Genomic DNA, 20,880 nt, shown 5'->3' with positions numbered 1-20,880 from the left:
GCCGCCGAGGTGCACAACATCCTCGCCTCGGTGCCGGAATATACCGGCAATGTCACCGTGCGCACCGGCAGCCGCGACTATGTCACCCAGGTCAATGCCACCACCGCGCCCTTCCCGGTGGCGCGCGAATGGCCGGTGGCCGAAGGCATCTTCTTCTCCGAAAGCGATGTGAAGTCCTACCTGCCGGTGGCGGTGATCGGCCAGACCGTGGTCAACAACCTGTTCGAAGGCACCGATCCCATCGGGCGCTACGTGCTGCTCAACAACATCCCCTTCCAGGTCATCGGCATCATGAGCCCGAAAGGCGCCACCCCCTGGGGCGCCGACCAGGACGATATCATCTACGTGCCGCTCTCCACCGGCATGCTGCGGCTTTTCGGCCAGCGCTATGTGCGCACCATCACAGTCCAGGTGCAGGACGTGAAGCAGATCAATGACACGCAGGAGGATATCCGGCAGCTTCTGATGGCGCGCCATCGTGCCGAGGATTTCCAGATCCGCAACATGGCCTCCATCATCGAAACCGCCATGGAAACCCAGAACACGCTCACCATCCTGCTGGGCTCGATCGCCGCCATCTCCCTGCTGGTGGGCGGCATCGGCGTCATGAACATCATGCTGGTCAGCGTGACCGAGCGCACCCGCGAGATCGGCGTGCGCATGGCCACCGGCGCACGGCGCTTCAACATCATGATGCAGTTTAATTCCGAGGCGCTGGCGATCTGCACGTTGGGCGGCCTGATCGGCGTCGCGCTGGGCCTAAGCGTCACCTGGCTGTTCGCCTATTTCGGCCGCCCGGTGATCTTCTCGCCCGAGCCGGTGCTGCTCGCCTTCTTCTGCGCCTTCGCCACCGGCCTGCTGTTCGGCTATCTGCCGGCACGCAAGGCGGCCGATCTCGATCCTGTCGTCGCTCTCGCTGCGGAATAACACTCCATGCGTCTCCTCACCTCCACCGCGGCTGTCGCGCTGCTTTCGGTCTCGCTCGGCGCCTGCTCGATGGTGCCCGACTATTTCAAACCCAAGGTGGAAACCCCCGCCGCCTGGGACAGCCGCCAGGATGCCGTCAACCTGTGGCCCGATGCGCAATGGTGGACCGGCTTTAACAGCATCGAGCTGAACCGGCTGATCAACGAGGCCCAGGCCAACAACACCGACCTGCGCATTGCCGTCGCCCGCATCCGCCAGGCCGAGGCCCAGGCCAAGATTTCCGGCGCCGATCTCTATCCCACCCTGGGCGCCGACAGCAGCGCCACCCGCACGCGCCAGGGCCGCAACACCGGCACCACCACCACAACGACCACCAGCACCGCCTCGCGCGGCAGCGATTACACCATCCGCAACAGTTTTGCCGGCAACCTGACGGCGGGCTATCAGATCGACCTCTTCGGCGGCAATGCCGCCACCGCCGATGCGGCGCTGACCCGGCTGGAATCCAGCCGCTACAACCGCGAGACCGTGGCGATCACGCTCTATGCCGATATCGCCAGCACCTATTTCCAGCTGCTGTCTTTGCGCGACCGCATCCGCCTGGCCAATGAAACGCTGGGCGCCGCCCAGGGCATCCTCGATCTGCTGGAGACCCAGCGTCTGAACGGCATCATCACCGATTACGAAGTGGCGCAGCAGCGCAGCAGCGTCGCCACCCAGCGCGCCACTGTCGCCAGCCTGCAGCAGACCGAGCGCACCACGCTGGATGCGCTGGCGGTGCTGCTCGGCCGCCCGCCGCAGGGCTTTGTCGTGCAGGGCGACAGCCTTGCCGCCCTCACCCTGCCGCCGGTCACGGCTGGTTTGCCTTCAGAGCTGCTACTGCGCCGGCCCGACCTGCGCAAGGCCGAAGCCGATCTGCGCGCCGCCAATTTCGACATCGGCGCCGCGCGCGCCGCGCGCTTCCCCAGCCTCGACCTCACCGGCCGCATCGGCACGCAGAGCGGCCAGACATCGACCCTGTTCGATCCCGGCACCATGATCTATTCGATTGCCGCCGGGCTGACCGCACCGATCTTCCAGGGCGGCCGGCTGGAAGGCGGCGAGGAACTCTCGCGCGCCACCAAGGATGAAGTGGTCGAGACCTATCGCGGCGCCATCCTGAGCGCCTTCCGCGATACCGAAGATGCGCTGGGCGCCACGGTGCATACCGGCCGGCAATACGGCTTCGCCTCGGAAGCCTTCAACCAGGCCAACGACGCCTATCGCATCGTCGATTCGCGCTATCGCGCCGGCACGGTCGGCTTCCTCGACCTGCTGGATGCGCAGCGCTCGGTCTTCGCCGCCAACGACACCATGGTGCAGGCGGCGCTGAGCCGCTACAGCGCCAATGTCAGCCTGTATAAAGCGCTCGGCGGCGGCTGGGATGGCAGCACCGTCGGCGCAGCCACGCCGGCAAACTAAGCTTTCATTCACCATACTGTGCGGGAAAAAATTACCGCCGCGGCAGAAGCTGCAGGCAGCGTCGCGCATACGGCGTGATCGCCGCATAACCAATTCAGTCTCTTACCATATGGTTAATCCGCGCAACCGCGTGGCATGACTTCTGCAACTTCTGCTGGGCAAAAGCAGAAGGTGACAGGAGAGCGCGATGTCTGCAGTGACGCTGCCGGGGACGACAAAGTTTGAGCTGCCGAAATCCGGGGTGCCGGTGAGCGGCACCTTCTATGGTCCGAAAATCAATTACGCGGACTGGCAGACATATATCACGCCGGAGAAGGTCTCAGGGGTTCTGGATCACACTTTCGAGCTGCCGCCACCGGGCGTGCCGGTCGTCAATCACACGACCGGCGAAGAGGTCAACCGGTGGCAGATTCGAAACATCGCCGATATGGATGCCGACGAGCGCTTTCGCCACAGTGAGACACGGGCCGGTGCCATCGAGAGCAGGAAAGAGGCGCTGCAGAATTACGGCAAGGTAAAATCGGAAATCGAGGATAAGCTCGCCGAGGAACGCAAAACGCGCCAGGACCTCGTCGAAAAACTCGACAGCCTGCCGCTGGACGGCGAAGACCGCGCGATGCGCGACCTGCTGTTGGGCTATATCAAGCGCCTCGACAACTCGATCAGAGAATCGCAGGGTCGCCTGGACCGGCTGGAAGAGAATTTCGGTCCCGACGGCACCTATCGCAAGGACATAGCGCATGGTCTGTCGGAATGGATGATGAGCGGGACAATTTACAGTGAAAAGCTGATCGACAAGGTGTTCGGCTCGAAGACCGTGGACGAGATTCTTGAGAATGTCGGCAAGCTCTTCCTCGACCTGAAGAAGAAACTCGCGGAACTGCCGGCCGATGCCGATCCGCGGGCGCGCAATGAAACGCGGCAATATGCCCTGCGCGTGCAGACCTGTTTCGACTCGGTCAAGGACCGCCTGAAACGCGAGTTCAACTGGGAAGGCGGTGATCTCGACCTGAGCCCGGCCTGGTTCGCCGGCAAGACCGACGGTTTCGACCTGGCCAAGGAACTCGGCTACACCGATCCCATGGACATCCAGGATGCGTTCCTGGCCGCGATTGCCGGCAGCGACGAGACCTGGCCCAACGGCGTGAGCCGGAATCCCATCGATATCATCGACCATTTCCTGCACCGGATCGAAAGCAGCATCGCGACAACGCGCGGCCGCCTGAAGCCGCCGACGGAAGACCCGGCCTGGCTGCCATCGGGCTGGCAGGATATGGGCTGGATTCCGATCCGCGACAAACCCGCAACGCAGACCGCGCAAGGATATCAGGGCAAAATCACCAATCCGGCGCTGATCAACGAGCTGGCTGAAGCGGCCGAATAACCGCCCTGTCCCGCTGCGGCCTGTCCTGCTGCGGCCTGGCCAGCGCCGCCTGCAGCAGCCAGTCGGCCTGCGCCGCCCAGTGTTTCGCCGGCATGTCGCGCTTGAAGAAGCCGAAATGGCCGATGCGCTGCAGGCCCCAGTCGCGCGGGGCGACATGCAGCCGTTCGATGAAGGCATTGGGATAAAAGTCGACCAGTGCATCGACACCCTTCTTGGGGCCGAAATCCAGATCATCGGCAAAGCTGATCAGCCGCATATCCGCGCGCAGGGCATGGTTGTGCGGCCGTAGCGGACGGCCGTCATCGCCGACCAGGTAATGCGGCGAGCAGCACCAGCGCCGCCAGTCGCGCGCCACGCCGCCCGGCAGCGGCTGTCCGCCCAGCCACCAGCCCGGGATGCGGTCGATCAGGCTGACCACCAGCGGGAATGCCACATACCACGACAGCAACAGCCGCAGCTGATGCGCGCGCGACCAGTTGCGCCAGTAGCCATGCTGCGACGCGATCGCCAGCACGGCGCCGATTTCGCCGGCCTGCGGCATCAGGCCCAGCATCTGGCCGCCGAAGGAATGACAGACCATGGCACGCCGCGCACCCGGCAGGCGGCTGGCGAGGAAATCGGCAGCCGCGGGAATGTCGCGTCGGCCCCAGTCGAGCATGCGCGGCGGCGGCGCGGCCGGGCTGCGCGGCGAGCCGCCGATGCCGCGATAATCAAACGTCAGCACGGTGAAGCCGCGGCTGCCGAGATAGGCGGCAAAGCTCTCGTAATAGCGCCGCGCCACGCCGGTGGCGGCATTGACCTGCACGCTGACGCCGTTGCTCTGCTGCGGCTCGAACAGGGTGCCGGCCAGGCGCTGGCCATCGGCAACGGGAATCGAAACGGATGTGAGGGTGATCTGCGGGGCGCTTGGAATCATGTTCATGGGGCGCGACCCTAGAAGCAGCGATTCCGCCACAGCAATGACGTGGCAGGTCAATTCGCGCGACTGTGAACCGCTGCCGTCGCGTCAAGCCGATTCGTTTGACTCACAAGCGCGTGAGTCGCCGGCTTACGCCGCCTGGCGTTTGCGTTCCGCTACAGTGGTATGCAGCCAGTCACCGATCTCGGCCCAGCGCTGCACCGGCATCTCGCGCTTGAAGAACCCGAAATGGCCGATGCGCTGCAGGCCCCAATCCGTCGGCATCACATGCTGCCGCTCGATGCGGGCCCGTGGATAATACTCGGCCAGCCGGTCGACGCCTTTACGCGGGCCGAAATCGAGATCGTCGCTGAAACTGATCATGCGGATCGGCGCGCGCACGCGGTCATTGAACGGGCGCAGCGCGCGGCCCTGTTCGTCGCAGACATAATGCGGCGAGCGGCACCAGCGCGACCAGTCGGCCAGCACGCCGCGCGGCAACGGTTCGCCGCCGAACAGCCGCGACGGCGCCTTGGCGCGCAGCAGCAGCAGGGTCGGCACCAGCATATACCAGGCGAAAAACAGCTTGGCCTGATGCGAGCGCGGCCAGTTGCGCCAGTAGCCATGCTGCGAGGCAACGGTGACGATGGCGGCGAAGGCTTCCGCCTGCGGCATCAGGCCGAGCACCTGGCCGCCGAAGGAATGGCCCAGCAGGGTGGGCGTCAGCGCCGGGACCTGCTGCGCCAGCCAGGCGGTGGCAGCCGGCACATCCTGCAGGCCCCAGTCGAGCATGCGCGGCGCCGGCGCGCCGGGTGTGGGCTGCGAGCCGCCGATGCCGCGATAGTCGAAGGTCAGCACGGTGAAGCCGCGCCCGGCCTGATAGCCGGCGAAGGCATTGTAATAACCACGCGGCACGCCGGTGGCGGCATTGATCTGCAGGCTGAGACCGTTGGACTGCTGCGGCCGATACAGCGTGGCAGCAAGTTGCTGGCCGTCACTGCAGGCAATGCTGACCGGTTCGGAGAGAAAGGCTGTGTCGTTCATGCCGCGACTCTAGAAAGACGCCACAGCGACGGCAAACGCATAAGCCGGTGGTTTCAGGTGAATCCGGTTCACCTGACGCTGCGGCGCGCTGCGGCTTTCACCGCCGGCTTTTTCGCGACTGCCAGCCGTTTCGGCCGGTGCGGCTTCATCGCGCCTTCCGCGCGCTGCATCAGCTCCAGCAGCCAGTCGCGCAGCGCCTGGATCGCCGGCCGGTTCGCCTCCGCCTTGCGGCAGGCCAGCCAGTAGCCATGCTGCAGCGGCAGCAAAGGCCCGAACGGCATCACCAGCCGGCCGGATGCCAGCCGCGGCCCGATCAGCGGCGCGATGCCGAGCGCGATGCCCAGCCCGTTTTCCGCCGCATCGATCGCCTGGGTGACGCTGTCGACAAATACCTCGCGGCCGGGCCGGAAGGCCGGCAGCCCGGCGGCGGCCAGCCATTCGCTCCAGCTCTGCGGGAACTGGGTGAAATGGATCAGCGTCACCTCGCGCAGGTCGGCCGGCTTGCGCAGGCGTTTCAGCAGCGCCGGCGTGCAGACCGGCGCGACGCTGAGATCGGTCAGCTTGGTTGTCGCCAGCCCCGGCCAGTTGCCATCGCCATAGCGCACGGCGGCATCCACCGCGTCGCGGGCGAAATCGGCATTGCGCACACTGGATTCGACATAGACGCGCAGGCCCGGCCGGCGGTTCAGGAATTCCTCCAGATGCGGGATGATCCAGCCGGCGGCGAAATGCGGCACCGCCGAGAGCCGCATTTCCTCGACCGGCTGCTGCGGCGAGCGGCCGAGCCGCAGGCTGACCTGCGCCACCTGGTCGAACGCACGCCGCACGGTGCCGAAATAATCCTGGCCGGCCTCGGTGAGGCGGATCTCGCGGTTGAGCCGGCGGAACAGGGCGAGGCCGAGATGCTGCTCCAGCTGCTTGACCCGGTGGCTGATCGCCGATGGCGTGAGATTGAGTTCGGCGGCGGCGGCCTTGAAGCTCAGGGCGCGCGCGGCGGCGTCGAAGGCTTCCAGGGCGAGCAGCGGCGGCAGGCGTTTCGACATGACGCCAGATTAGGACGATTCAGCCGGATGGGAAGCCGTGACGTGACGTCAGACAAGTGAAAACCGCCTGCCGCTGCGGCAGGCGTCTACAGCCCCTTCGGGTCGATCTGCTCGCGATAGCAGGCCGCCGTCAGGGTGTTCTGCAGCAGGCAGGCAATCGTCATCGGGCCGACGCCGCCGGGCACCGGGGTAATCACGCCGGCCACCGCGGCGACTGATGCGAAATGCACATCGCCGACCAGCTTTGTCTTGCCGTCATCCTTGGGCACGCGGTTGATGCCGACATCGATCACCGCGGCACCGGGCTTGATCCAGTCGCCGCGCACCAGTTCGGGCTTGCCGACGGCGGCGATGACGATATCGGCCTGCCGGCAGAGCGCGGGCAGATCGCGGCTGCGCGAATGCGCGATGGTCACCGTGGCATGGGCGGCCAGCAGCAGGGCCGCAACCGGACGGCCGACCAGGATCGAGCGGCCGATCACCACCGCATTGGCGCCGGCCACCGGCACACCGGCTTTTTCAAGCAGGATCATGCAGCCGAGCGGCGTGCAGGGGGTGAGCGCGTCGATGCCCTGGTTGAGCTTGCCGGCATTGACCGGATGCAGGCCATCGACATCCTTGCCCGGATCGATCGCCTCGATGATCGCCTGGGTGTCGATCTGTTTCGGCAGCGGCATCTGCACCAGGATGCCATCCACTGCTCTGTCGGCATTCAGCGCGGCGACGATCTTGAGCAGATCGGCCTGGCTGGTATTGCCCTCCAGCTTGATCTCGTTGGAGATCATGCCGGCCTCGCGGGTCTGGATGCCCTTGTTGCGCACATAGACCTCGCTGGCCGGATCGTCGCCGACCAGCACCACCGTCAACCCCGGCAGCCGCCCGGCGCGCGCCTGAAAACGCTGCACCTTTGCCGCCACCTCGGCGCGCAGACCTGCCGCCACCGCCTTGCCATCGATCAGGGTTGCGCTCATGGGATCACTCCTTCAGGACAAGTGCGGCGAGCCAGGGACGCAGCGCGCCATCGAGCGCGTCCGCCTCGCCGCTGATCAGAATCTGTTTATGCCGGTCGGTCTCGCCGGCCACCACGCTGAACCGCCCGGCCGGCAGCTTCAATTGCTTGGCCAGCAGGCGCAGCAGCGCATCATTGGCGCGGCCCTTCTCGGGCACGGCGGTGACTTTGGCCACAACCTCAACCCCGCCATCGGCGGTAGGCTTCAGGCCGTCGATGCCGTCACGGCTGGCCTTGGGGGTGAGGCGCACGAACAGGCGCAGGCCGTCGGCGGTCAGGCGCCAGGGCGCGGTCAGGCGCCAGGGCGCGGTCGGGGGTAAGGCAGCGCCGGTCAGGCGGCGTATTCCCACAGCAGGTTGCGCAGGAAGATCAGCAGCAGGATCAGCACCACCGGCGACAGGTCGATGCCGCCGAAGCTGGGCAGGATGCGGCGGATATGCCGCAGCGCCGGCTCGGTGATGCGATAGAGGAAATCGCCGATGGCATAGACCACGCGGTTGCGCGTGTTGATCACGTTGAAGGCGACCAGCCAGCTCAGGATCGCCGAGGCGATCAGCACATACATGTAAAGGTCGATCAGCGTGGAGATCAGGATGACCAGCGAATTCACTCCACCCTCCGGGATGCGCAGGCGCCGGGACGGCGCCGCAGAGACGGGCCGCGACCAGCCCGACAGGCAGTGCAGGAGTGATACTGGCAGGGCCGGCGAAACGCAACCCGAGTGCTGGCGGCAGCACCGGCCGGCAGCAAATAATCCCCGCCGAATTTGCCGAAAAACCGCGCAACCGGCAGGAAGGCCGCCGGCGGCGCCCTGACCGCCCGGGCGGGCCCGGCGGCGGCCCGGACCAGGGCCGGGCCCGGGGCCACCGCGCGGTGATTCGGTAATCAGGGCGGTGGACAAAGCCGGGCCCGTTTGCTACTTGCTTGGCCGCCCGGCCCGGACCCTTGCGAGGTCCCGTTTTCGACCCGGCCGGCGCACCGGCTTGGGGCCGTAGCTCAGATGGGAGAGCGCCTCGTTCGCAATGAGGAGGTCAGGGGTTCGATTCCCCTCGGCTCCACCAATTCCCGGTCCGCCATGCAGACCCCGCCGCTTCCCGATACCCTGCGTACCGCCCTGCGCTTCAACGTCGTCGGCACCAGCGGCGCCGGCAAATCCACCTTCGCTCGCCGGCTGGCCGATACCCTGCAAGCGCCGCATATCGAGATGGACCGGCTGTTCTGGCGCGCGAACTGGCAGCAGGCCCCCGAAGCCGAATTCCTCGCCGACCTGAAAGCGGCACTCGCCGTTCCGCGCTGGGTGCTCGACGGCAACTATTCGCGCAGCATCCCGGTCAAATGGGCGCATGTCGATGCCGTAATCTGGCTGGATTATCCCTTTGCCGTCACCTTCCCGCAGGCGGTGATGCGGGCGCTGCAGCGGGCATGGCGCAAACAGGAGCTCTGGCCAGGCACCGGCAACCGCGAGTCCTTCCGCCAGACCTTCTTCAGCCGCAGATCGATCCTGTGGTGGACGATCAAGACCTTTGCCAAGAACCGCCGTACTATCGCGGCGCTGATGGCTGATCCCGCCCATGCGCGGATCGCCTTCATCCGCCTGCGCAGCCGCGCGGAGGCCGCGGCCTTCCTCTACTCCATCGCCAGCCGGTAGCCCACGCCGGGCTCGGTCAGCAGCAGTTTCGGCTGCGCCGCATCGGTCTCGATCTTCTGGCGCAGCTGGCGGGCGAAGACGCGCAGATATTGCACATCGCTTTCATGCGCCGGACCCCAGACCTGGCGCAGGATGAACTGGTGCGTCAGCACCTTGCCGGCATGCTGCACCAGCAGCTTCAGCAAATCGTATTCCTTGGGCGACAGCTTCACCGGCGCGCCGCGCAAACTGACCTGGCGCTTTTCCAGATCGACGCGCAGGCCGCCGGTCTCGAACACCGCCTGGCCGGTGCTGGAGCCAACCGTATGCCGCAAGGCCGCGCGGATGCGGGCGAGCAATTCGCCGGTGCCAAACGGCTTGGTGACATAATCGTCGGCGCCGGCATCCAGCGCCGCGATCTTGTCGGCCTCATCCGCCCGCACCGACAGCACCACCACCGGCACCGCGCTCCATTCGCGCAGGCGCGCGATCACCGCCTGGCCATCCATGTCGGGCAGACCGAGATCGAGCACCACCAGATCGGGTTTTTCCAGCGCCGCCAGCCGCAGCCCCTCCTGCCCGCCGGCGGCTTCGAGGATATGAAAGTCATGCGCTTCCAGGCTGACCCGCAGGTAGCGGCGGATCTGCGGCTCGTCGTCGATCACCAGAATCTTCGCGCCGTCAGCCATGGGGCATCTGCTCTTCCGCCGCCCTGTCGTCACCGGGCAAGGCCGGCTGCTCTTCAATCGGCAGGGTCACGATCATCCGCGTACCCGGGCTCTTTCCTGTTTGGCCCTCTGCCACCGGGCTTTCGGCGCGGATATCGCCGCCATGCGCCTTCAGAATACTGCGGCAGATCGACAGGCCGAGACCCGTACCGGCCACCTGGCGGTCGCCGGCCTTCACGCGATAGAACATATCGAAGACCTGCTCAAGCTCGGCCGGCGGAATGCCGGAGCCGGAATCGGTGACGGTCAGCAGGATGCGGTCACGCTCGCGGCGGAGACGAACATCCACCGGGCTGCCCTTGGGCGAATACTTCGCCGCATTGTCCAGCAGGTTGATCAGCACCTGCTCGATCAGGATGTAATCGACCCGCAGCAGCGGCAGGTCGGGCGCCGCGTCGATGCGGATGTCATGTCCATGGGTCAGCGCGGCCGCGCGCTTCACCGCCGTGGCCACCAGGTCCTCGGGATCGACCCAGTCGAGCTTGGGCTGCATGGCGCCGGCCTCGATCCGGGTCATGTCGAGCAGGTTGCCGACGAAGCGGTTGAGCCGTTCGGCCTCGTCGCGCACGGTTTGCAACAGCTCGCCCCGGCCCTGCGCATCCAGCCGGCTGTCGAAATTCATCAGGCTGGATACGCCGCCGATGATGGAGGCCAGCGGCGTGCGCAGGTCGTGGCTGATCGAGGACAGCAGCGCCGAGCGCAGCTTCTCGGTCTCGGCCGAGACACGGGCCTCCTCGACATCGCGGTTGAGCAGGCTGCGTTCGATGGCCAGTGCCGCCTGGCCGGCCAGGGCATCCAGCAGCCGGCGCTCATCCGGGCCCAGCGGCGGGCGATCGTCGGCAAAGCGGATGCCAAGCGCGCCCAGCCGGCGCTCGGCGGTGCGCAGCGGCAGGAACAGCCAGTCCGATGACGGCAGCGTGCCGGTGCCGCGCCCCGCCTGCTCGCCTTTTTCCCAGGCCCAGGCCGCGGCGATCTTGGCCTTGTCGTCGATCTGGTCTTCCGGCGGATAGGCGGCGCGGATGATCAGCCGTTCGGCCCCAGCGCCTTGATCGGGCATCAGCACCAGCGACTGCGCCTTGGCCAGCGCCGCCACATGATGCACCACGGCCCAGAGGATATCGTCCTCGCCCGCCGCACCGGTCACCATGCGGCTGAAATCGTAGAGCGAGGCCGTGCGTGCCTCGCGGATGCGGGCGGCTTCGGCCTGCGCCCGGATTCGCGCCGTCAGGTTGCTGGTGATCAGCGCCACGGCGAGGAAGACGAAGAAGATATAGATATTCTCCGCATTCGCGATGGTGAAGGTGTAGAGCGGCGGCAGGAACAGGAAGTTGTAGCCCAGCACCGTCAGCACCGAACTCAGCACGGCGGCGGCATAGCCATAGCGCAGCGCGCAGAGCAGCACGGCCATCAGAATCAGCAGCGGCACGCTGGAGGCCGGCAGCCAGGGCTCGGCCAGTTTCACCAGCCCTGTTGCCGCCAGCGACACCGCGGTTGCCAGCACCAGGCCGTCCAGACTCATGCTGGCAAGGCGTGCCCGCATGACATCGAGCCAGGATTCAGCCTCGGGCGACCCGGTGATGACATGGATGTTGATGCCGTCGCCCAGCTCGACCAGCCGGTCGGTCAGGGTGCCGCGCAGGCGGTTGACCAGCCGGCTGCGGTGGCTGCGGGCGACAACAATCTCGGTGACATTGCGCTGGCGGGCCTGCCGGATGATCTCGGCTGGCACATTGCCGCTGGCAACCGTGACGACTTCGGCGCCGAATTCCTCGGCCAGCGTCAGCGCCCGGTTGATCTGGGTCTTTTCCTCATCCGACAGCCGGTCATGGGCCGGCGTCTCGACATAGAGCACGATCCACGGCGCACGCCGACGCTCGGCGATGCGGCGCGCCGTGCGCACCAGGCGCGGCATCAGCGGACTGGGACTGATGCAGGCCATGATGCGGTCGCGCGTCGGCCAGGGCCCGGCGATGGCATGCGACTGCATGTAGGACAGCATCTGGTTGTCGACCTGGTCGGCCGCCTTGCGCAGTGCCAGTTCGCGCAGCGCCGTCAGGTTGCCGGGCGCGAAGAAGTGATGCACGGCGCGCGCCGCCTGGTCGGGCACATAGACCTTGCCCTCCTTCAGGCGCTTGATCAGGTCTTCCGGGGCAATATCCACCACCTCGATGCTGTCGGCCTGGGCCAGCACGCTGTCGGGCACGGTTTCGCGCACCTTCACGCGGGTGATCTGCGCCACCACGTCGTTCAGGCTTTCCAGATGCTGGATATTCAGTGCCGTGTAGACATCGATGCCGGCGGCACGGATTTCCTCGATATCCTGGTAGCGCTTCTCATGCCGGCTGCCCGGCACATTGGTATGGGCGAGTTCATCCACCAGCACCAGCTGCGGCCGGCGCTTCAGCACTTCATCCAGATCGAGTTCGTTGAACACACGGTCGCGATAGGCCACGCGGCGCTGCGGCAGCTGCTCCAGCCCGCGCAGCAGGAAAGCGGTTTCCTCGCGGCCATGGGTCTCGACCACGCCAACCACCACATCGACGCCCTCGCGCTGCCGCACATGGGCGGCCTCGAGCATGGCGTAGGTCTTGCCCACGCCGGGCGCGGCACCCAGAAAAACGTTCAGACGGCCACGCTTTTCCTGCGCGGCCGCCTGGAGCAGAGCGTCCGGCGACGGTCGACTGTCCTGATCGGGCCGATCTTCAGGCATCGATCCTCGCGATGATTGGGCTCACTTCGATACCGGCTTGATCTTATCCAAGGCCAGGTTCAGCGTCAGCACGTTCACCCCGGGCTGGCCGAGGAAACCGAGCCAGGGGCGTTCGGTATGCGCCTCGACCAGGGCCTGAACGTCGGCGATGGTCAATCCGCGTGCCTCGGCCACACGGGGAACCTGCCGGGCTGCATTGGCCGGCGAGATATGCGGGTCAAGCCCGCTGCCCGAGGCGGTGACGGCATCGACCGGCACCTGCGCCGTGCCGTCGCGGCCCTTGTAGGTCTCGACATCGCCAGCGACGCGCTCGACCAGGGCCTTGGCGGTGGGGGCCAGATTCGAGCCGCTGGAGGACGTGGCGTCAAAGCCGTCCTTGCCGGCGCCCGAGGGACGCGGCTGGAAATACTGCGGCGACGCGAACCCTTGCCCGATCAGCGACGATCCCACCACCGTGCCATCCTGTTCGATCAGGCTGCCATGGGCCTGGCGCGGGAACAGGCCCTGGCCGATGCCGGTGATCGCCAGCGGATACAGCAGGCCCGTGACCACCGTGAGCAGGGCCAGAAGAACCAGAGCGGGACGGATATGACTGAGCATGACGGTTCTCCTTACGCGAGACCAAGGAAGGCCACGGCCATGTCGATGGCCTTGATGCCGAAGAAAGGCAGCACGACGCCGCCGAAGCCATAGATGACCAGATTCCGGCGCAGCAGCGTGACAGCCGGCAGCGGCCGGTAGCGCACGCCTTTCAGCGCCAGCGGGATCAGGGCGATGATGATCAGCGCGTTGAAGATCACCGCCGACAGGATGGCGCTCTGCGGTGAACTCAACTGCATCACATTCAGGGCGCCGAGCTGCGGATAGGTGGCGACAAACAGCGCCGGGATGATGGCGAAATACTTCGCCACGTCATTGGCCAGGCTGAAGGTGGTCAGCGAGCCGCGGCTCATCAGCAGCTGCTTGCCGATCATCACGACCTCGATCAGCTTGGTCGGATTGCTGTCGAGATCGACCATGTTGCCGGCCTCGCGCGCCGCCGCCGTGCCGATATTCATGGCAAGGCCCACATCGGCCTGCGCCAGCGCCGGGGCGTCGTTGGTGCCGTCGCCGCACATGGCGACCAGCTTGCCCTCGGCCTGTTCCTTGCGGATCAGTTCCAGCTTCTTCTCCGGCGTCGCCTCGGCGATGAAATCATCTACGCCGGCCTCGGCGGCGATGGCCGCCGCTGTCAGCGGATTGTCACCCGTCACCATCACGGTGCGGATACCCATGCGGCGCAGTTCGGCAAACCGCTCGCGGATACCGGTCTTCACGATATCCTTCAGGTGGATGACGCCGAGGATGCGGCGATCCTGCGCCACCACCAGCGGCGTGCCGCCCGATTTGGCGATGCGCTCGACCGCCACCGTCAGGTCGGCGGAGGCCTGCGTCGCGGCATAGCGCAGCACCGCATCCATCGCGCCCTTGCGGATCTCGCGGCCACCGAGATCAAGGCCGCTCATGCGGGTCTGGGCGCTGAAGGCAATGAAGCTGCCCTTGCCAGCCTTACCGGCCTCATGGCCCAGCCCGTATTTCTCGACGGCCAGCGCCACGATCGACTTGCCTTCCGGCGTCTCGTCGGCCACCGAGGCGAGCAGCGCTGCTTCGGCCAGGTCGCGCTCGGACACGCCCGGCATGGCGACAAAGGCCGAGGCCATGCGGTTGCCATGGGTGATGGTGCCGGTCTTGTCGAGCAGCAGGGTATCGACATCGCCGGCGGCCTCCACGGCGCGGCCGGACTTGGCGATCACGTTATGGCGGATCAGCCGGTCCATGCCGGCAATGCCGATGGCCGACAGCAGGCCGCCGATGGTGGTGGGGATCAGCGTCACCAGCAGGGCGATCAGATAGACCACCGGCACCGGCATGCCGGAATAGATCGCCAGCGCCTCCAGGCTGCCGGTGGTGACCAGGAAGATCAGCGTCATGCCGACCAGCAGCACGGTGAGCGCCACCTCGTTCGGCGTCTTCTGCCGCTTGGCGCCCTCGACCAGGCCGATCATGCGGTCGAGGAAGCTCTCGCCCGGATTGACGCTGATCCGCACCTTGATCCAGTCCGACAGCACGCGGGTACCGCCGGTGACGCCCGAGCGGTCGCCACCGGATTCACGGATCACCGGCGCGGACTCGCCGGTGATCGCCGATTCATCCACCGAGGCGATACCCTCGATCACATCGCCATCGCCCGGGATCGGGTCGCCGGTCTCGACCAGCACCACATCGCCGATGCGCAACGCCGTGGCCGGCACCGGCGTGACCTTGCCGTCGGAGCCGAGTTTCTTGGCCACGGCTTCGGTCTTGCCACGCCGCAGGGAGTCGGCCTGCGCCTTGCCGCGCCCTTCGGCCAGCGCCTCGGCGAAATTGGCGAACAGCACGGTGAACCACAGCCAGGCGGAAATCTGGCCCAGCAGGGCGATCTCCCCACCGGTGAAGATGTCGCGGACGAAAATGACGGTCGAGACGGCGGCGACAGCGGCGGTGACGAACATCACCGGGTTGCGCCATAGAATGCGCGGGTCGAGCTTGATGAAGGACTGGCGCACGGCCTCGCCGACCAGCGACGGGTCGAAGATCGGCTGCGCGGCAACGGAACGCTTGCTCATGACTCTTGCTCCTTAAAACGTCTGGCCGGCAGCGAGCAGCAGATGCTCGACAATCGGCCCCAGCGCCAGCGCCGGGAAGAAGGTGAGGCCGCCGACGATCAAAATCGTGCCGGCGAGCAGCAGGACGAACATCGGCCCATGGGTGGGGAAGCTGCCGGCCGAAGCTGGCGTCGCTTTCTTGGCCGCCAGGCCGCCGGCCATGGCAAGCACCGGCACGATCATGGCAAAGCGGCCGAGCAGCATGGTGATGCCAAGGGCCGTGTTGTAGAAGACCGAGTTGGCGGTCAGGCCGGCAAAGGCACTGCCGTTGTTGCCGGCAGCAGACGTGAAGGCATAGAGCACCTCGCTCAGGCCATGCGGACCGGACGACAGCAGGCCGGCTAGGCCGGGCTCGGTCACCAGCGCAATCGCCGTGCCGACCAGGATGGCCATCGGCGAGATCAGGATCGCCAGCACGGCCAGCTTGGCCTCGCGGGCCTCGATCTTCTTGCCCAGATATTCCGGGCTGCGACCAACCATCAGGCCGGCAATAAACAGCGTCGCCACGATGAACAGCGCAATACCATAGAAGCCGGCGCCGACACCGCCGACGATGACTTCACCCAGCATGATGTTGATCATCGGGATCATGCCGCCCAATGGCAGGAAGCTGGAATGCATGGCGTTCACCGCGCCGCACGAAGCCGCCGTGGTGATGACCGCGAAGAGCGAAGAGGCGAATGTCCCGAAGCGGACCTCCTTGCCTTCCATGTTGCCCATGGCCGGATCGACGCCCAGCTGGGTCAGCAGCGGATTGGCGCCGGCTTCCACATGGCCGGCGATCAGCACGCCCCCCACGAACAGCAGCAGCATGGTGGCGAGAATCGCCCAGCCCTGCCGCTGGTCCTTGACCATGCGGCCGAACACATTGGTCAGCGCCGCGCCGATCACGAAGATCGCCAGCATCTGCAGGAAATTGCTCAGCGCGGTGGGATTCTCGAAGGGATGCGCCGCATTGGCGTTGAAGAAACCGCCGCCATTGGTGCCGAGCATCTTGATCGCCACCTGTGAGGCCACCGGCCCCTGGGCGATCACCTGCTGCGCACCTTCCACCGTGGTGGCGGCGGTATAGGCATCGAAATTCTGCGGCATGCCCTGCCAGATCAGGATCACGGCCATGATCGCGGCGCCGGGCAGCAGGACGCCCAGTGTGGCGCGCGTCATGTCGGTCCAGAAATTGCCGACCGTCTTGGCCGACTTGCGGGCAAAAGCACGGATCACCACCAAAGCGATGGCAATGCCGGTGGCGGCCGAGAGGAAATTCTGCACCGTCAGGCCAAGCATCTGGCTGAAATAGCTCATGGTGCTTTCGCCGCCATAGGCCTGCCAGTTGGTGTTGGTGACGAAGCTGACCGCCGTGTTGAAGGCGAGATCGGATGGCAGTGCCGGCAGCGCCTGCGGATTGAGCGGCAGCACATCCTGCAGGCGCAGGATGGCAAACAGCAGCAGGAAGCCGGCCAGGTTGAAAAGCAGCATGGCAATGGCATAGGCCGACCAGTGCTGTTCGCGCTCCGGCGTGACACCGGCAGCGGCATAGACGGGCCGCTCGACCAGCCGCAGCCAGCCGATCTCGCCGTTGAACAGGCGGGCCATGTAAAGGCCAAGCAGCGGCGTTGCGGCCAGGATGATGGCGAGAAAGACGCCAAGTTGCAGATAATCGTTCTGGGTCATGGCTGGCCTTTAGAATTTCTCTGCGCGCAGCAGGGCATAGATCAGATAGACCGCGAGCAGGAGCGCGATGCCGCCGCCCAGAATGAAGTCGAAGGTCATGGGACGCTCCTAGAGCCGCTCGCAGAGCAGCGTGTAGGCGATGAACCCGGCGAAGCAGCCGGCGCCGAGAATGATGAAAATGAGATCAGGCATGGGGGGGCTCCAAGGGAGCCTATGGTCTAGTCCCAGCCCGCATTAAGCCGCCATGCGGGATGCGCCCGGACGACATAAGGATTCCATAAAGGCTGCCACATCCATGCCACAACGGGCCGGTCTTGAAACACTGTGTGATATTTTCTATACACTACGAAACACGGCAAACAGCTTGAATAAACCCCCAGAAACCGTGGGATTTTCAGCCAACGGCCCACCGTATCTCCATGGGCGGAACTCTCGTTTGCAATGAGGTAGTCAGGGTCTCGATTCCCCCCTCGGCTCCACCTATTTTCTCACAGGTCGATGCTTTAACAGTCAATCGAAGCCAGCCAAGAAGGCTGTGGCTGTGAGCGTGACGTGAGCATCCAGCGGCGGATACAATTCGAAGGCCTTCGGCTCACGCGAGAAATTCCAGAGCCGGAACAGGCACCATTCCGATCGACGTTCATCGGCCACGGCAAGTTCGTTGCGGGTGATGTGGAAGGGCGTGCGCTCCCATCCGTTTGTCGTCTTCACCTCGATCAAGCGCGAACCGCCATTCGGCGCGAAACTCGCGATGTCGTAACCCGCGCCATCACCATCCTCCTCGGACACCCAACGCACCTTGCGCGCCAAGTCATCACGTCCAGCTGATTGCAGCACCATACGCTCATGCGCCAGCACGTGCTTCTCGCCGGCGCGGCCGAGGTTGCGGTTCCGCTCGTCCCGGCCGGCCACGTCGAACTTGCGGGCGACGCGCAGCGTCTGCTCCAACTCCTGTGGCGGCGGCTGGTTTGACAGCGTGGGCACCGGGCCAATCCAGATCGATGCAGCTTCCTGAGCGCCGGTCACTGGGTGCACAACTGGCAGTCGGTCAAGCCATGCCGGATTCAGCTTCAACCACCGATCAACGGCGTCTTCCAGCGACAACTGATAATTGGAAGCGGGCTTGTAACCACGAATCCAGTCCTCGCCCATTCCCTTCAGAACCGCGCTGATATTCTGGTGTTTGAACTCAATCGACCCCTCGGAACGGCCATTCAGTCGTGGCAGGAGCGCCCGCCGATGTTCCGTCTTGCTGTAGGAGCGACGGCCGGCGTCATCAACCAGCATCGCGAAATAATCCGCGACAATCAGGTCGTTCTCCTCATCCGCCCAAGAATCGCTCGACATCAGGCCAGGCTAATGACGTCGTCGTCATTTGTCATCGACAATCAAAACCCTGACCAGCCCGCCTACCCGATCTCGATCACCACGTTGCCCGCCGCACCCTGCTCCACCGCTTCATGCGCCTGCACGATCTGCACAAGTGGAAACGTCGCCGCGATGCGGGTAACCAGCTTGCCCGCCTGCAGGATCGCCGCCAGATCGGCAATCGCCGCGCGGCGGTCTTCCGCTGTCAGTTCGTAGACCACGAAGAAGCGCAAACTGAGGCCACGGAACAGCAGGTCGCGGAACGGGATCGCCACATCGCCCATCGCATTGGAGCCATAGCAGACCAGCGTGCCATGCGGCGCCAGCACGCCTTTCGCCAGCAGCGGCGCGGTGGAGGACAGGTCCATGTCGATGATCGCATCGACACCCTTGCCATCGGTGAGCGCGGCCACCCTGGCGGCGACATCCTCGGTCTTGTAGTCGATCACAGCGGTGGCGCCGGCCGCGCGCGCGGTGTCCGCCCGCGCCGCTGATGCCGTGCCGATCACGCGCAGGCCCCGGGATGCAGCGATCTGCGTCACGTAATGACCCACGGCCGAGGCGGCGCCGGTGACCAGCACGGACCGCGCGTTGGCCGCCTGCGCCAGCCGCAGGGCATGGATGGCGGTGAGCGCGGGAATGCCGAAACAGGCCGCCGTATTGAAATCGACCGCATCAGGCAGGGCGACCGCCTGACCTGCGGGCAGCGCGATATACTCGGCTGCCGTGCCGAGCGGACGCTGCCACTGGCCATTCCAGATCCACACGCGCTCAGCCACGCGCGAAGCGGCGACACCATCGCCCACCGCTGCGATCACGCCGGCACCATCGCTGTGCGGCACCACCAGCGGCCAGGCGAGCGGCCGGCCGCGCCGGCTTTTCACATCGGAGGGATTGACGCCGGAGCTGCGCAGCCGCACCAGCACCTCGCCGGCGGCGGGCTGCGGCACCGGCTGCTCGCCCACCACCAGCACGTCTTTCGCCTCGCCGTTCTTTGTGTACCAGGCCGCTTTCATGCGCGCTCCATCCCTGCTGTTCAGGCCGGCTTGAACACCGGGATCACCCGGCCGTCATCCAGCGCCTTGAAATCCACCGTCACCGCCATGCCGATGCGGATGGCATCGAAATCGCAGTCCACGATATTGGTCATCATCGTCGGCCCTTCCGCCAGTGTCACATAGGCGATGGCATAGGGCTCGGGTACGCGGCGCATGATGCTGAAACTGTAGACCGTGCCGCGGCCGTCGCCCGGCTGCCACACCGTCTTGGCGCTGAAGCAGAAGGGGCAGAGGCTGCGCGGATACCAGTGCGCCTCGCCACAGGCCTCGCAGCGTTTCACCAGGAAACGCCGGTCGCGGCAGGCCTGCCAGAACGGCTCGGTCTCGGGATTGGACGGCAGCGCCAGTGTCTCGGCCATGATGGCTACTCCCGTTCCAGAATCAGGGTGGCGCTGCCATGCCGGGTGCCGAGCGAGCCGCCGGTGCCCTGGGCCAGCGCCAGGTCGCAGTTTGGCACCTGCACCTTCGGATGCGCCTCGCCGCGCAGCTGGCGCACCGCCTCGATCACCTTGGTCATGCCGCCGCGATTGGCCGGATGGTTGTTGCACAGCCCGCCGCCATCGGTGTTGAACGGCAGCTTGCCGACGCCGGAGATCAGGTTGCCATCGGCCACGAAAGCCCCGCCCCGGCCCTTCTCGCAAAAGCCCAGATCCTCGATCTGCATCAGCACGGTGATGGTGAAGCTGTCGTAGATGGAGGCGTACTTGATGTCGGCGGGGGTGACGCCGGCCTCCGCGAAGGCCCGGGGGCCGGACCAGACGGCGCCGGAATAGGTGAGGTCCAGGCCATGGCCGCCGCTGGGGCCCTTGGGCGCCTCGCCGGAGCCGATCACCTTGATCTTCGGCCGGTTCAGGCTGCGCGCCACCTCCGGCGAGGTGACGACCAGGGCGCCGCCGCCGTCGGTGACGACGCAGCAGTCCAGCAGGTGCAGGGGATCGGAAATCATCCGCGAATTGACCACGTCCTCCACCGTGACCACGTCCTTCAGGAAGGCGTGTTCGTTCCACTGGGCGTGATGGCTGGCTGCCACCTTGATCCAGGCCAGCTGCTCTGAGGTGGTGCCGTAGTCGTGCATGTGGCGCATGGCGCACATGCCGTAGGTGTTGTGGGTCGATCCGCCGTAGATGTTCTCGAAGCCGGCCTCGGGGGCGCCGTCGGACAACTGGCCGGGGCGCGCGCCGCCGCCGGGACGGCCGCCCTGCCCCTGGCGCGGACGCCCGGCCAGGGTGATCAGGGCCACCTGGCACTTGCCGGCGGCGATGGCCTGG

Annotated in this window: 20 protein-coding genes and 1 tRNA gene; 5 read left to right on the top strand and 16 right to left on the bottom strand. The window is 66.0% G+C overall.

Annotated features, from left to right (window positions below; genetic code table 11):
• The 3 genes from AAG799_RS15740 to AAG799_RS15730 form a co-directional block, all read left to right on the top strand.
• Positions 1-927, top strand: a 927-nt coding sequence (locus AAG799_RS15740) for an ABC transporter permease (protein ID WP_341897595.1), incomplete at its 5' end; no start/stop codon positions are given.
• 6 nt (positions 928-933) lie between these two features.
• Positions 934-2,388, top strand: coding sequence for an efflux transporter outer membrane subunit (locus AAG799_RS15735; protein WP_341897593.1), 1,455 nt, complete (start codon positions 934-936; stop codon positions 2,386-2,388).
• A 187-nt stretch (positions 2,389-2,575) separates the two neighbouring features.
• Entirely contained in the window at positions 2,576-3,772 is a 1,197-nt protein-coding gene (locus AAG799_RS15730) for a hypothetical protein (RefSeq protein WP_341897590.1), read from the top strand.
• On the opposite strand, the gene AAG799_RS15725 is transcribed toward AAG799_RS15730, so the two are convergent.
• The 6 genes from AAG799_RS15725 to AAG799_RS15700 form a co-directional block, all read right to left on the bottom strand.
• Positions 3,744-4,694: an alpha/beta fold hydrolase gene (locus AAG799_RS15725; protein WP_341897588.1), complete on the bottom strand. Its 951-nt coding sequence runs from the start codon at positions 4,692-4,694 to the stop codon at positions 3,744-3,746. The two genes, AAG799_RS15730 and AAG799_RS15725, sit on opposite strands and share 29 nt — an antisense overlap.
• Positions 4,695-4,820: 126 nt before the next feature.
• Positions 4,821-5,714 (bottom strand): alpha/beta fold hydrolase, encoded by an 894-nt coding sequence (locus tag AAG799_RS15720; protein ID WP_341897586.1) that lies wholly within the window; start codon positions 5,712-5,714, stop codon positions 4,821-4,823.
• A gap of 68 nt (positions 5,715-5,782) precedes the next feature.
• On the bottom strand, positions 5,783-6,757 hold the full coding sequence (gene gcvA / locus AAG799_RS15715) for a transcriptional regulator GcvA (RefSeq protein WP_341897584.1): 975 nt from the start codon (positions 6,755-6,757) through the stop codon (positions 5,783-5,785).
• Positions 6,758-6,843: 86 nt separating this feature from the next.
• Positions 6,844-7,728, bottom strand: a complete 885-nt coding sequence (gene folD / locus AAG799_RS15710; protein WP_341897582.1) for a bifunctional methylenetetrahydrofolate dehydrogenase/methenyltetrahydrofolate cyclohydrolase FolD — start codon at positions 7,726-7,728, stop codon at positions 6,844-6,846.
• 4 nt (positions 7,729-7,732) lie between these two features.
• Positions 7,733-8,116, bottom strand: coding sequence for a DUF167 family protein (locus AAG799_RS15705; RefSeq protein ID WP_341897580.1), 384 nt, complete (start codon positions 8,114-8,116; stop codon positions 7,733-7,735).
• Positions 8,098-8,376 (bottom strand): YggT family protein, encoded by a 279-nt coding sequence (locus AAG799_RS15700; RefSeq protein WP_341897578.1) that lies wholly within the window; start codon positions 8,374-8,376, stop codon positions 8,098-8,100. The genes AAG799_RS15705 and AAG799_RS15700 overlap by 19 nt, the downstream gene beginning before the upstream one ends.
• 375 nt (positions 8,377-8,751) lie before the next feature.
• On the opposite strand from AAG799_RS15700, the gene AAG799_RS15695 reads away from it, so the two are divergent.
• Positions 8,752-8,827, top strand: a tRNA-Ala gene (locus tag AAG799_RS15695).
• A 14-nt stretch (positions 8,828-8,841) separates the two neighbouring features.
• Positions 8,842-9,414, top strand: coding sequence for a hypothetical protein (locus tag AAG799_RS15690; RefSeq protein WP_341897577.1), 573 nt, complete (start codon positions 8,842-8,844; stop codon positions 9,412-9,414).
• On the opposite strand, the gene AAG799_RS15685 is transcribed toward AAG799_RS15690, so the two are convergent.
• The 10 genes from AAG799_RS15685 to AAG799_RS15640 form a co-directional block, all read right to left on the bottom strand.
• Positions 9,393-10,082: a response regulator gene (locus AAG799_RS15685; RefSeq protein WP_341897575.1), complete on the bottom strand. Its 690-nt coding sequence runs from the start codon at positions 10,080-10,082 to the stop codon at positions 9,393-9,395. The genes AAG799_RS15690 and AAG799_RS15685 overlap by 22 nt on opposite strands.
• Positions 10,075-12,831 (bottom strand): sensor histidine kinase KdpD, encoded by a 2,757-nt coding sequence (locus AAG799_RS15680; protein ID WP_341897573.1) that lies wholly within the window; start codon positions 12,829-12,831, stop codon positions 10,075-10,077. The genes AAG799_RS15685 and AAG799_RS15680 overlap by 8 nt, the downstream gene beginning before the upstream one ends.
• 21 nt (positions 12,832-12,852) lie before the next feature.
• Positions 12,853-13,431 carry a potassium-transporting ATPase subunit KdpC gene (gene kdpC / locus AAG799_RS15675; protein ID WP_341897571.1) on the bottom strand — a complete coding sequence of 193 codons (579 nt, stop codon included), beginning with the start codon at positions 13,429-13,431 and terminating at the stop codon, positions 12,853-12,855.
• Positions 13,432-13,442: 11 nt separating this feature from the next.
• Entirely contained in the window at positions 13,443-15,476 is a 2,034-nt protein-coding gene (kdpB, locus tag AAG799_RS15670; RefSeq protein ID WP_341897569.1) for a potassium-transporting ATPase subunit KdpB, read from the bottom strand.
• Positions 15,477-15,488: 12 nt separating this feature from the next.
• Positions 15,489-17,186 (bottom strand): potassium-transporting ATPase subunit KdpA, encoded by a 1,698-nt coding sequence (gene kdpA / locus AAG799_RS15665; RefSeq protein ID WP_341897567.1) that lies wholly within the window; start codon positions 17,184-17,186, stop codon positions 15,489-15,491.
• 9 nt (positions 17,187-17,195) lie between these two features.
• The gene (gene kdpF / locus AAG799_RS15660; RefSeq protein ID WP_341897565.1) at positions 17,196-17,285 is read right to left on the bottom strand and encodes a K(+)-transporting ATPase subunit F; all 90 of its coding nucleotides are present in this window, start codon (positions 17,283-17,285) and stop codon (positions 17,196-17,198) included.
• A 411-nt stretch (positions 17,286-17,696) separates the two neighbouring features.
• Positions 17,697-18,533 carry a DUF3883 domain-containing protein gene (locus tag AAG799_RS15655; RefSeq protein WP_341897563.1) on the bottom strand — a complete coding sequence of 279 codons (837 nt, stop codon included), beginning with the start codon at positions 18,531-18,533 and terminating at the stop codon, positions 17,697-17,699.
• Positions 18,534-18,595: 62 nt separating this feature from the next.
• Complete coding sequence (locus tag AAG799_RS15650; RefSeq protein ID WP_341897561.1) at positions 18,596-19,570, bottom strand: NADPH:quinone reductase; 975 nt, start codon at positions 19,568-19,570, stop codon at positions 18,596-18,598.
• Between the two features lie 20 nt (positions 19,571-19,590).
• Complete coding sequence (locus AAG799_RS15645; RefSeq protein WP_341897559.1) at positions 19,591-19,971, bottom strand: OB-fold domain-containing protein; 381 nt, start codon at positions 19,969-19,971, stop codon at positions 19,591-19,593.
• A gap of 5 nt (positions 19,972-19,976) precedes the next feature.
• On the bottom strand, positions 19,977-20,880 hold a 904-nt coding region (locus AAG799_RS15640), incomplete at its 5' end, for a thiolase domain-containing protein (protein WP_341897557.1).

It is taken from the genome of Ferrovibrio terrae (assembly GCF_943371255.1).
Lineage (GTDB): Bacteria > Pseudomonadota > Alphaproteobacteria > Ferrovibrionales > Ferrovibrionaceae > Ferrovibrio > Ferrovibrio terrae_B.
This window is presented reverse-complemented; position numbering and strand designations above follow the sequence as displayed.

Excerpts from the sequence above, each read along its gene's own strand:
- kdpF (WP_341897565.1), bottom strand. The coding sequence starts at position 17,285 with ATGACCTTCGACTTCATTCTGGGCGGCGGCATCGCGCTCCTGCTCGCG.
- AAG799_RS15685 (WP_341897575.1), bottom strand. The coding sequence starts at position 10,082 with ATGGCTGACGGCGCGAAGATTCTGGTGATCGACGACGAGCCGCAGATC.
- AAG799_RS15725 (WP_341897588.1), bottom strand. The coding sequence starts at position 4,694 with ATGAACATGATTCCAAGCGCCCCGCAGATCACCCTCACATCCGTTTCG.
- AAG799_RS15730 (WP_341897590.1), top strand. The coding sequence starts at position 2,576 with ATGTCTGCAGTGACGCTGCCGGGGACGACAAAGTTTGAGCTGCCGAAA.
- AAG799_RS15690 (WP_341897577.1), top strand. The coding sequence starts at position 8,842 with ATGCAGACCCCGCCGCTTCCCGATACCCTGCGTACCGCCCTGCGCTTC.
- AAG799_RS15650 (WP_341897561.1), bottom strand. The coding sequence starts at position 19,570 with ATGAAAGCGGCCTGGTACACAAAGAACGGCGAGGCGAAAGACGTGCTG.
- gcvA (WP_341897584.1), bottom strand. The coding sequence starts at position 6,757 with ATGTCGAAACGCCTGCCGCCGCTGCTCGCCCTGGAAGCCTTCGACGCC.
- folD (WP_341897582.1), bottom strand. The coding sequence starts at position 7,728 with ATGAGCGCAACCCTGATCGATGGCAAGGCGGTGGCGGCAGGTCTGCGC.
- AAG799_RS15645 (WP_341897559.1), bottom strand. The coding sequence starts at position 19,971 with ATGGCCGAGACACTGGCGCTGCCGTCCAATCCCGAGACCGAGCCGTTC.
- AAG799_RS15655 (WP_341897563.1), bottom strand. The coding sequence starts at position 18,533 with ATGTCGAGCGATTCTTGGGCGGATGAGGAGAACGACCTGATTGTCGCG.
- kdpA (WP_341897567.1), bottom strand. The coding sequence starts at position 17,186 with ATGACCCAGAACGATTATCTGCAACTTGGCGTCTTTCTCGCCATCATC.
- AAG799_RS15680 (WP_341897573.1), bottom strand. The coding sequence starts at position 12,831 with ATGCCTGAAGATCGGCCCGATCAGGACAGTCGACCGTCGCCGGACGCT.
- AAG799_RS15735 (WP_341897593.1), top strand. The coding sequence starts at position 934 with ATGCGTCTCCTCACCTCCACCGCGGCTGTCGCGCTGCTTTCGGTCTCG.
- AAG799_RS15720 (WP_341897586.1), bottom strand. The coding sequence starts at position 5,714 with ATGAACGACACAGCCTTTCTCTCCGAACCGGTCAGCATTGCCTGCAGT.
- kdpB (WP_341897569.1), bottom strand. The coding sequence starts at position 15,476 with ATGAGCAAGCGTTCCGTTGCCGCGCAGCCGATCTTCGACCCGTCGCTG.
- kdpC (WP_341897571.1), bottom strand. The coding sequence starts at position 13,431 with ATGCTCAGTCATATCCGTCCCGCTCTGGTTCTTCTGGCCCTGCTCACG.